This is a genomic window from Streptomyces sp. WM4235, from assembly GCF_001279725.1.
Lineage (GTDB): Bacteria > Actinomycetota > Actinomycetes > Streptomycetales > Streptomycetaceae > Streptomyces.
The window spans coordinates 1-10,997 of record NZ_LGDE01000034.1; the positions used below are offsets into that span (position 1 = coordinate 1).

Consider the following 10,997-nt stretch of genomic DNA (forward strand, 5'->3'; position numbering starts at 1 on the left):
TACTCGCCGGCTGCACGACGGAGAACGGCACCGACGCCGGCGCCGGTTGGGATGGCAAGGGGTGGGACCCCGGACCGCCGGCAGCGACGCAGCCGGCCAAACCGGCAAAGTCGGTCTTGTACTTGGATCGAATGAGCGCGGCACTCCCCCAGGGCATCCACTTCCCGCAGGGGATGGAGCACAGGGGCGGACAGGCCTGGGACCTTTCCAACCCGGCGATCTGCCAGTCCGAAGGATGGGGCGACGAGGCTTGTGCCGACGCGGTCGCGCTGGGAGCCAGCGCCGCCGAAGACAAGTCACAGAAACTGGTGGTCCGCCTGATCTCGTTCCCGAACAGTTCCACCGCGACAGGACACTTCCGGACGTGGAGCTCAGAAGGCGACCAGCCCGTCGGCCCGATGGACGGCTACGTCTTCTACCCGTTGTCACCCGTCGGTGACTGGGAAAGGGCGGGACTCGCCATCCGCCTGGGAGCCGTGATCGCGAACGTCGAGTACTCTTGGCGCCCCGGCGAGAAAGTCGTCAACCGCCTCTTAGAGGCCGGGAACATGGTGGCCAACCGAATCTTGCAAGCGCAGAGCGGCAAGAACCCGACCGCCTCCATGCGATAGCGCACAAGTCCCTTGGCACAGAAGCGGGGCCTGCCAACGGCAGGCCCCGCACGCGTATCCAGGCAATCCGGATATCAGGCTGGTGTGCCGATACCCGGCGACCGACCGGTCACGCCAACGCCGTGACCGCGTGCCGCACGGCGGCCAGCAACTCGGCGCGAGCCTGCGACTCCCCCACCGGCAACCGCGTCACCCACTCCGCCCGCACATCCGCGACCGCGGCGCACATCGCCAGCACCTGACGCGCCACGGACTCATCCAGCCCGTCCAACTGCGGACCGGTCACCACGACAGGCCCGTGGAAGGCGTACGGGATCTCCACTCCTCGCCAGTGGGAGGCGAGGACCCACGCGGACAGGTTCATGGGCAGGTCTTCCGCCTGCCCGTTCCCGTGGACATGCAGGTGCGCCCGGCGGTGATAGATGGCGGCGTCCGCTGATCCGCCCACGGCCGTACGCACCACCCCCCGACGCTCCGTGTACTCCTCCGGCCACGGGAGCGCGACCACCGAGCCGTCCGTATCGATCCGCAGCGCATCCACGTGTACTCTCCCGCCTCTTCAACCTGAGACCCAGGCTATGGCTCATGAAACCCCCTCCGGCCACGGTCGCGAAACCGGTCCCGCACCCTTCCAGACAGGCAACGGGCAACTCCTACCGCAGCGCCGGCGGGACCGGAATCGTGGTGAGCATGCAGATCACACACCTTGACGGGCCGGCCCCGTCACCACCGTCATCCGCTCGATCGGTGTCCGCCACGACGGTGCCCACCGGCTCGTCACCGACGGCCTGTAGCTCGACCTGTCGAAGGCTCTGCGCAACCGCCCGCGATAGGCCTGGTGTACGCAAGTACTGATCGGTGTGATGGCCGCCAGACTCAATCGAGTGGGAAGCGTTCTGAGGCGGGCCGTACCGCGGGTACGGCGGCCCTGCCGCGCGGGGCGGACTCGTCGGAGTCGCTGCCGGTGTTGGATGGGTGGTCGGCCCGCTGCTGAAGGCGTTCCGCCCTGGTGGGGCTGGCGTCACCCGCGTACGCGTCCGTGATCGGCTCGCCCGCCCGCGGCTTGCCCTGCTTCTCGTTGGACCGCTTGATGGCGTCCTGGAGGAGATTGGGGTTCTCCAGGAGCGGGAGGCCGAGGCCTGGGGCGCTCTTGCCGGTGGCGGCTTTGAACGCGCCGCGGGCGAAGGAGACACAGTTGTAGCGGGCGAGGTTGTAGTCGTCGGCGTCGTGTTGGTCGACGTACTCCTTGAACTTGAGAACCTGTTCCTGCGTCAGAGCCGTTTCGAGCAGGGAGGAGGCCCCTTCGGGCAGGTCCCAGTTCCTCTTCACGACGCCGGGCACCGTCGCCATGACCTCGCGGCGCCCGTTGAGAGGCGCGACCGGGAAGAAGCCGTAGGACTTGTACGAGGTGGAGCCGCCGGACTCGGTGTAGAGGACAACCCAGGCGTGGCCGATGCTGTCACCGTCCCAGAACTCGGGTTCGCGCATCCGGCGCTCCTTCTTGACCTGGAGCTGGAGCCGGTAGGTGATGTCGTCGGACGGACCCGCGTCCGTGGTGCCGGTGTCGGCCCGCTGGACGGGCCCACCAGTGCGCGCGCCGCGTGCCGCGGAGGTACGTACGGAGGCGTCGCGGCGGCCAGCGAGGGCCTTGGCCAAGGCGCCGTTTCCCGCGGCACGCTGGAGGGCGTGCATGTGGGGCCGAAGCGAATCGGTGCCGGCGTCGGGCGAGTTGAGCATGGCGACGGCGGAGACGGCGTCGGGCATACGCAGGGGAGAGCCATCCCGCAGCGTGGAGCGATGTGTGGGGGGCGTGGTTTCGGAATCACGTTCGTGTCTGGGCACGCCTGCTCCTGCTCCCTCGGCCGCTCGTGTGTCACTGCCACCATCCCATCCGGTGAACCGCGCGCACGCGAGGCCCTTGGGGGCAGGACGGAGGGCAGGCATACGCGGGGCGGGCGGACGGCAGGACCCGGCAAACGCTCCGTGGCAGTCGCGGAGGCGGTCGCCCCGCGAGTCTGGACAGCTTGGGGCGGTGAGCGCGGTGTCGACATCGAGCACCATCACGTCGACCATCCGGTCCTGCCCGCTCCCAGGTGACTCACTGAACCGGCGCTCTCGGTCTGATCACCAGGTCGGCCTTCGGTCACCGGTCACCGGCACCGGTCACCGGCTCCACGAAGACGGAGGCGGTGACCGGTCAGCCATCGGTCACCAGTCACCGGTCAATCGGTCAGGTCTGGGACGCCGGTGACCGACCGGTCACCGGCGTCCCAGACCACCGTGCACGCGGTCAGTCACCGGCCACCCGCTCCGGTAGCAGCTCTGTCAGAACGCCGGCTGACGCGAATAGCCGGTGAGTCACCGGTCGGATGGAGCGGGTCGAGGCCAGTCACCGGAGACACGCCAGCGGTCACCGGTACCTCAGATAGCTGGGTCAGGCGCGGTTGGTGACCGACCGCAGGTGTCCGCGCCCCGACTGACGACGGTGTTCCTCTCGGTACTGGACGGCGCCGCCCAGGAGACGTTGACGGGTGCTGGGAGAGACCCCGAGCCGGCGGGCGACTTCCGCGCCCGCGAGCTTCTCTCCCTCCGCGTCGGCTCGTCCAGCCACAGAGCCACCTGGCGGACCCGACGCTCAGTCTCCGTCAGGCCGTCGTCAACATCGGAGTCCTGCTCCGGCAGCCGCGCCGTGACGGCACCGCCAGCAGCGGTCGACGTCTCCGCGAGAGCCTCGCTCCCGGGGGACGGCACGTCTCGGCGGTGCTGACGAGGGACCGACCGGGCGTCGACCGTCGAGGCCTCCGGCGCGGTCGGCGAGGTTACCGCGCCGGCCGGAACCGGGTCGGGATGTGCTCTGCCCGAGGAGCGAAGAACGGATGAGGCTCCACCAGCACCTCAGCTGCCGGTGACACCGGTCCGTCGTCGGGATCCACAAGATCATCGACCACCAGGCCGGCGACTGCCGCGGCGGGCAGTTCCGTGAACGGGGCCAGCAGGAGCGTGATCTCACCGGCCGCCACCGGGACGCCCGTCGTGACGCCTCGGATACCGTGGGCGTCGGCCAGGTGCGCCGCGAAAGTCTCCGCGTCGGACACCGGTTCCGGTGGCCGTGCCGAAGGACCGGACGCCGAACAGCGCTCTCCCGTCCAACGCGGGTTCCCGCACCGCGGTCGGGAGACCGGCGCTTGGTGGCGGACGTCGGCGTAGTCGTGCTCCCGCTCCAACGGTGGTCCAGACGCCGACGCCGGAGCGGACGCCGGCCGCGACCCCGGCCGAACTCTGACGCGGCCCGCCGCGCGTGGTCGAGGCCCCGGTCCCGGCCCAGGTGCCGGCGGCCCAGCCCGCCGTTCGGCGTACTCCTCGACCGAGACTCTCCCACTGTGCTCCGGCGGCCGTGCGAGAGCGGCCGGCTCGGACGGCGCGGCCGATGCCGACGGGAGGTGTCGTCTCGTCCGACCTCGGCGACACCTTGGCCGATGGAGGGATCGACGTGGCTTGGTTCGGCGTGGCGTCCGAGGTATCGGCTATCACCTTCCTCAGGCGGTCTCCTTGCAGTGGTCGATCAAAACCTACGTCGCAGCGCTGACACTTGAACTGCTGCGGAACGAGTAGCTGGGATGTATCTTTTCCTGTAGTCAAGGTTGGGGGTGCGAAGTGACGACCGCTCATGACCCGCTGAACGTGCTGCTGTCGCAAGCCACTTGGTTGCCTGCGCCGGACATGCGTGGGCATCTACGACGGGCTGCCGGGCTCACGCAGGCGCAAGTGGGAGCCGCGGTGGGTGTCGGCCGCGTACAGGTCGCGCGCTGGGAAGCCGGCTACGCGGAACCCAAGGGCGAACGGCGAAGGGCCTACGGGCGGCTCTTGCGTGCCCTGTCCCAGCAGCACCCCGACGCCATCGCGCCCCCGTCCGGAGAACCTTAGAAACGCGGTGAGGCCGTCCCTGCGCCAACAGGAACGGCCTCGATACAGCAAACGACTCGCCAGCCTGCAAGCAATCCGAGTCGTGTCCGGTGAGGTGACCTCGCCGGGGGTGAAACTCGTGAACCCGAGGGCTCACGAGGTCACCGATGCCCAGGATAGATGCGTCCTCACACGGAGGCCACCATCCTTGGACCCTGTCTGGTCACGTCGTCGTCCACGGCTCCCCGTCCCAGGGGAGATCTTTTCCATGCTTGACCTGCACACCCGCCCGGCACCAACCGTGTCCGACGCCCAGACGACGCCGATCACCGACCCCACGGCCCCCGCCGGGGGGTGCGCGATGAGCAACGCATTCGGCGTCGGTCGTACGGCCGAGTTGCAGGGGCCGGACGTCGATCCCTTCTTCGGCGCGTACGTCCTGGACTGGATCGGTCTCTGTGACGACCTGCGGGACTCCGACGTTCGCGGCTATGTGGTTCTTCGCTCGCTGGTGTACCAGACCAGGGCCGTCACGAACCGGGTCCGTGCCCTGACCCTTGCCCAGATGGGCAGGCTCATCCCGGGCCCGAACGGGAAGCCGTCCAGCGAGGGCAAGATCCGCGAGATGCTCCGCCGACTGTCGTTCGTCGGCCTGGTCAGCACGCCGGAAGGCGAACCGATCACCACGTCGTCCTCCGGCAAGGCGCAGGGCCGCAAGTTACGGATCAAGATCCACGACAAGCCGGTGAACGGGTACGTGCCGCGCTGGCGGAACACCGACGAGAAGTTCGAGGCGATCCGGCCTGAAGCCGAGCGCGCGGCGCTCGCCGCCGCCGCCCGGGAGACCGCCCGCACCGCGGCCAAGGCCGCCGAGCGTGGCTCTGGTCAAGATTCTGACCAGCGTCCTGCTGGTCAGAATCTTGACCAGTCGGGTTGGAATTGCGACCAGACTGGTCAGAGTCTCGACCAGGATCCCGGGGCTGACCTGGGGGAAGCCGCAGCGGACTCCTGTCCCTTTACTTCTACTGTCTTGGCTTCCTCTCCATCGGGGGTGACGGCCGTAGGCCAAGGTGCGGCTGGTTTGACCCGTGTAGGTGTCTGCGAGGGCGCGGGCGTTGAAAGGCCGACCGCCCTGGGCGGCTCCGCCGCCGAGCGCAAGAGAGGGCCATCGGCGGGAAAAGGCCGTGGGCGCAAGTGGGTCGTCCTCGCCGAGCTGACGCCAGTGGCCGGTGAGGCCGACGTGTACGCGGCCTTGGACGCCTTGGCGTTCTCTACGTCCAGGGCCGAGAGGATCCCGACGCTGCGCCGCGCGGTCCGAGAACTCCTGGGCCACTACTCGGACGCCAGGAGCGGGCCCTATGCCCTGTACCCGCGGACCGTGTCGCACGCCGTGGCCCGAATCAACGCCGGCTGGCACCGCGCCGGCGGCCCCGTCCGATCGAGCGCCGGCTATACGGGAGCGGACCGCATCGCGCGACCAGTCGGCTACCTCGCCGAGCTGCTCACAGCCCAGGCGTGCGAACTCCCCAACTGCGAACTCGGCGTGTTGATCGATACCCGCGAGGAGTGCACCACCTGCCACTATCGGCGCAACGAACGCATCATCAACGCGCAAGCCAACAAAATGCTGGCGAAGGCCCAGCAACGCAACAAAGAAGCCCACGGGGTCGAGATCGAGCGACACCACGGCAATGCCCTCGCCGGGGCCAGCGGCATGGAGAGCGCTGCCACCTACGCGACCACGACAGCCTGCGCGCGTGAAGCAGGTTCCGTGGCCGCTGAGTTCACCGCACAGGACGCCGCCCCGATGGATCGTGCCGCCGTGTCGGCCCAGCTCCACGACCACGTGCCCGACGGCAAGGAGGAACACCGCGACGACGCCACAGAGGAGATCCATGCACCGGAGGAAGGCGCATCCTGGAAGGCCGCCACCTCCCCCAGCAGGGAGTACCTGGAGTGGAAGCGGCAGGCCACGGCAGAGCGAGAACGAAAGTCAACGGGAACACTCGCTGAGCCCACCAGCCGGTAGGCCCAGGCCGCCTCGCGCACCCCTGCGCCGGACGGCGGCGCTGCTTCACTGCACCCGTGGACTGGTGCCTGTCCGTCGCCTGAGTCTCCCCCGACCACGTCAGCGCGCGCCTGCCGCCGGTGGACCGGCAGCAGCTCGCTCGTGTGATTCCGATCTCGACCCCCCAGAGCCTCGCCAGCTGTGAGAGCGGCCTGATCGGAATCGCCCACGACCAGGACCTGAGTCTGCTCCGCTGCTTGAGGCGGCTGATGCAGCGTTCGACGGTGCTTCGCTGCATGGACGGCACCGAAGGCCATTCGGCCGCTTCGGCGACCTCGTCGAGGGTGATGGCCGATCTGGTCGGATGCTGCGGGCTGACCGTTCACACAACTCGGAAGTAGTTGGCGGACGCTATCGGGCGAGGAGCGCACTGACAGTCTTTAGGGGGAGTTCCCCCGTACTGCTCGCGGAACGCCGCGCCGTCGGCGAACCCCTCCCCCGCGGCCGCGGCCGCGATGAAGTTGCGGGTGTGGGGCTGGATCTGGATCTGGCGGAGCAGTCTCTCGGCTCGGCTGGCGGTCCACCCGGAGTCCGCAGGTGCCCGATGAACTTCGCGGGCCCGGCCGAGACCGCGGGCCGCCGCCCGGCCAGGCCGCAGGGGCTAACGGGGGCGAGTGGCCGGGTCGGTGACGGTGACGTGGAGGTGGGCGAGCACCTCGCTCGGCGTGAGGTCGCCGCAGTCCTTGTCCGCGTCCCACAGGCGCATGGTCTCGGCTGCGGCATGGGCAAGGTGCGCCGGCAGGTCGGCCGCTTGTAGGGTTTCGGCGACTTCACGCATTTCCGGGGCCCCGCGTCGCGGACCTTCACCGCGGTGCCCTCGAAGATGTCGCGCGCGAGCTGCTGATGTTCTTCGGCGCCGGCCAGGTAGAGGCGGGCCTCTTTGCCGTCGGCAGGGGGCGGGCCGATGATCGCGCCGTCCAAGACGGCGCTGGGGCCGAGGAGCGAGCTGAGGGCGTCAAGGCGTGTGGGGCTGATGGCGTTGGCATCGATGTAGAGGCCGGTGTGTCCGTGCTCGGCGACGGATCGAGCCACGTCCTCGGCTGCGTGCGGCGGGCAGACCGACAGGATGATATCGCTCTCACCCAGCGCCCCGGCGAGGTCGGGGCGTTAGGTCAGGCCGGCCTTGTCGGCGCGGGCGCGGGTCGCGGGGCTGCGGCCTTCGGACACCCACAGGACCATGTGGCCGTTGGCGACGGCCCAGGATGCGAGCGGTGCCCATCGCTCCCGGGTGCAGCAGCGTGATGGTCGTCAACGGGTTTCTCCGGACGGTAGGGACAGGGGGTCGTGCTGATGGTGGTCGGCGAGGGCTTCGCGCAGGCCGATGGCGCAGCGGATGGTGACGACCGGGTCCGCCGCCGGCCGCAGGCACGCTGGTGATCTGATCCCCGGGTCGACTCCGCCCGGGCGGGTGCGGGGGAAAACCGGGTGCGGCTGTTCGCATCGGCCTGGGATCATCCCGGGATGGTCCACCGACTCGAACCCCTGGTCATCCGGCACACCCACCGCATCCCCTGCCCCACAGGACCCGTCGGGGACGGCGCCGTCGCGGCGCAGCAGTTCGACGCCGCGTTGATGTCCGTGGGCTTCAAACTCTCGGCCGAGCTGCTCGCCCACTTGTCGGGGCTCTCCGAGGGCGCCGTCGTGGAGACCGCCGTACGGACGTTGGGCATCGTCCGGGAGATGGTCGGCGACCACGTCCGGCACAACGCGTACTTCATCGACTTCCCCGCCAACGTCCCGAACACCCTCGACTTCTGGATGCGGTGCATCCGGGACGCGCTCGCCGACGACACCACGCGCGCGAGCACGCTGGAGCAGCTGAGCGCCGGTGTGGTGAACCTGCTCACCCTCCCGTCGTACGGAAACGTCCGGCACACCTACGCCGAGATGCTCGCCCACCACGACGAGCTGATCGCCGCCGCGGGGGATCGTGTGACGGTCCTGCACCCGGGCGGCGCCCTCGACGCCGAAATCACCTTCCTCTACCTGGCGTTGGCCGGCAGCACCACCCCGCTCGGCGAGGACGGCCTGCACGACCTGGGGGTCCTCGCCGGCCACTGCGCCCACGGGCCGCAGCCCGAGGAGATCCCCGTACGGGAGAACCGCGCCGTGGTCAACCACGCCCGGCTGATGGCCGGTGCGGGCCTGCTGCTGGACACGGTCACCGATGTGCTCCGTCTGGCGTGCGCGCTTGTGGGGGGGCGACGTCACGCTGCGGGAGCCGACGCGGCTGCGCACCGTGCCCCGATCGGTGCGCCGGGCGCTGCTCGCGGGCCTGGACGCGGTCGTCGCCGCGTCGCCGACCAAGCTCGCCGACGTACACGCCCACCGCGAGCGGTGGAAGCGGCTCGGCGAGCGGCTCCACCCGCACGAGTACCCGCAATGGCCGCACGCGGCCGACGTGTTCGCCGTCGCCCGCGGCGAGAAGACGGCGCGGTCCCTGGACAGCCGGGTCGAGAACCTGCTCGCCCGGGGCGACACCACCGCCGCGGTCGAGGTGTTGAAAGCCGCACCGGGCAAGCTCTTCCGATCCCTGGACCATTTGCTGCGCGATTCCTTCACCCAGGACGAGCGCGACGTCGTCGTGGCCGCCGCCGAGCAGGTCGTCCCCGAGGTCTCCGGCCGGGTCGTGCTGTCCGTGCGCGAGCACCTGCACAACCGTGAGCGGGAGACCGGCGAGCAGCGCGTGTTCGTCAACCGCCTCGGCCGTGCCTGGGTCGCCGAAGACGACCGGCGACCGGTGTACGCGCCCGAGCGCAAGCGGCTGATCGCCGCGCTCGACGCCGAGCTGCGCCGCCGGCTGCCCGCCACGGCCCATCTGTTGATCGACCCGGACGTCCTGGACGTGGCGTTGCCACTGAGCGGCAACGCCACCGCGTCCGGGCTCGGCGTGCTGCCGCGCGGCTCGGTGTCCCGCGTCGACGGAGAACTGCTGCGCTTCTTCGTGTACTGGAAGCAGAGCGAGCACTCCACCGACTACGACCTGTCGGCAGCGCTCCTGGACGCCGACTACTCGACCGCCTCCTGGCTGTCGTACACCCATCTGCGCGGGGTCGAGGGCGAGCACTCCGGCGACATCACGAACGCGCCGGACGGAGCCTCGGAGTTCATCAACCTGCGTCTGGGCGCTGTGCGCGCCACCTACATCGTTCCGCAGATCAACATCTTCTCCGGAGAGGGCTTCGAGGAGGTCGAGGAGTCGTTCTTCGGGTTCATGCTGCGCGAAGGCGCGCAGAGGGGACGCCCGTTCGAGCCGCGCACGGTACGCATGAAGTCGGAACTGCGCGGTCCGGGCCGGGTCGCCCTGCCGCTGGTCTTCCTGCGCGGTTCCGACGGCCGGTGGCGTGCCAAGTGGCTGAACCTCTACCTGAAGGGGACTCCGTCGTCGAACAGGGTCGAGGGCAACCGGGTGACGGTCGCGACGCTGCTGCGCGCCATCGTCGAGCGCGAGCAGCTCACCGTGCGCCACCTCACGGAGCTGATGACCAGCAGCGCGACGACCGTCACCCTGTGGGACGGCGAGACCGTTCCGGCGGGACCCGTCACCTACATCGGCCTGGAGCGCCCCGCCGGGCTTCACCCGGGGTCGCGGATCGTCACTCCCGAAAACCTGCGTGACCTGATCCCCGCCTGACTGTTAGCGTGTCCGTGGCGAGGCCATGAAGGGGCTTCCTTCTCCACACTCCTTGAAATTAGTTCCTTCGCTTTCCTCGCCACCGACTTGAGGCCTCCGGCCGCCCCGCCTGTACGCGGGACGGCGGGAGGCCTTTCGCGTGGCCGGCGCCTCCGCTCCGGCTCGGGTCGGCAACTCGGCGGTCAGCTCGGCCCGCTCGGCGAAGGCGCAGACCAAGGCTGTCGAACGGGCCGGGCTTCGCACGGGTCCTCGTAAGGAGGGCTGGTCGGGTGTGTCCCAGCTCCGGTGATACTCGGCCCAGTCCGACTGTGGTCCCGGCAGGCGTCGCTGGACCGCAGCCGGGGAACCCACCGGCCGAGCGTCTCACCGGTGGCCGGGTCGGCAATCCGGGGCTGAACGTAGGCGGCCTGCGGGTGCCGGTTGAACTCGGCGATCAGCCGAGTAAGGGTGTGCGGGTCCGGCAGGACCGCGTCGTTGTCGAAGAACAGCACAAATTCGGCACCGTGGGCTGCCAGGGCATCTGCTCCGACGTTGCGACCTTCTGGAATGCCGGCGTTTGCGACAGAGAGACACTTTGCACGCCTTCGGGAACATGGTCGGGCTCCACACCGTTCCCGACGACCACGATGCGCAGATCCACGTCCCGCTGGGCGAGAACCGAAGCCATCGCAGTACGAAACTCTGAGCTTCCCCCTGTCGGCTGGACAGCTTGATACTGGGACGGATGGTCCCGGAGGAAGCAGTCACAGGTAGTGAGCATGAAGAGCAACATGAGTAAGCG

At 69.4% G+C, this 10,997-nt stretch carries 8 protein-coding genes and 2 pseudogenes; 4 read left to right on the forward strand and 6 right to left on the reverse strand.

Features of this window, described 5'->3' with window-relative positions; all coding sequences use genetic code 11:
* The coding region (locus ADK55_RS05015) for a hypothetical protein (protein WP_234349899.1) at nucleotides 1-611 on the forward strand (611 nt) is incomplete at its 5' end.
* Nucleotides 612-720: 109 nt separating this feature from the next.
* Here the strand turns inward: ADK55_RS05015 and ADK55_RS05020 are convergent.
* From ADK55_RS05020 to ADK55_RS05030, 4 genes are all read right to left on the reverse strand, one after another.
* Entirely contained in the window at nucleotides 721-1,152 is a 432-nt protein-coding gene (locus ADK55_RS05020) for a hypothetical protein (protein WP_053676232.1), read from the reverse strand.
* A 335-nt stretch (nucleotides 1,153-1,487) separates the two neighbouring features.
* Nucleotides 1,488-2,375 carry a hypothetical protein gene (locus ADK55_RS05025; protein WP_053676233.1) on the reverse strand — a complete coding sequence of 296 codons (888 nt, stop codon included), beginning with the start codon at nucleotides 2,373-2,375 and terminating at the stop codon, nucleotides 1,488-1,490.
* A 670-nt stretch (nucleotides 2,376-3,045) separates the two neighbouring features.
* On the reverse strand, nucleotides 3,046-3,222 hold the full coding sequence (locus ADK55_RS38335; protein WP_159041284.1) for a hypothetical protein: 177 nt from the start codon (nucleotides 3,220-3,222) through the stop codon (nucleotides 3,046-3,048).
* Between the two features lie 208 nt (nucleotides 3,223-3,430).
* Nucleotides 3,431-3,706, reverse strand: coding sequence for a hypothetical protein (locus ADK55_RS05030; protein ID WP_053676234.1), 276 nt, complete (start codon nucleotides 3,704-3,706; stop codon nucleotides 3,431-3,433).
* 625 nt (nucleotides 3,707-4,331) lie between these two features.
* On the opposite strand from ADK55_RS05030, the gene ADK55_RS35920 reads away from it, so the two are divergent.
* Together ADK55_RS35920 and ADK55_RS05035 are read left to right on the forward strand one after the other, a co-directional pair.
* Entirely contained in the window at nucleotides 4,332-4,535 is a 204-nt protein-coding gene (locus ADK55_RS35920) for a helix-turn-helix domain-containing protein (RefSeq protein ID WP_078998491.1), read from the forward strand.
* Nucleotides 4,536-4,782: 247 nt separating this feature from the next.
* Complete coding sequence (locus ADK55_RS05035; RefSeq protein ID WP_053676235.1) at nucleotides 4,783-6,543, forward strand: hypothetical protein; 1,761 nt, start codon at nucleotides 4,783-4,785, stop codon at nucleotides 6,541-6,543.
* 640 nt (nucleotides 6,544-7,183) lie between these two features.
* Here the strand turns inward: ADK55_RS05035 and ADK55_RS39550 are convergent.
* Nucleotides 7,184-7,360, reverse strand: a complete 177-nt coding sequence (locus tag ADK55_RS39550; protein WP_234349900.1) for a hypothetical protein — start codon at nucleotides 7,358-7,360, stop codon at nucleotides 7,184-7,186.
* Nucleotides 7,361-8,043: 683 nt separating this feature from the next.
* On the opposite strand from ADK55_RS39550, the pseudogene ADK55_RS05045 reads away from it, so the two are divergent.
* Nucleotides 8,044-10,216 (forward strand): annotated as a pseudogene (locus ADK55_RS05045) (TerD family protein).
* Between the two features lie 314 nt (nucleotides 10,217-10,530).
* Here ADK55_RS05045 and ADK55_RS39555 read toward each other — a convergent pair.
* Nucleotides 10,531-10,883, reverse strand: a pseudogene (locus ADK55_RS39555) (glycosyltransferase family 2 protein); the annotation flags it as partial.
* Between the last annotated feature and the right edge of the window lie 114 nt (nucleotides 10,884-10,997).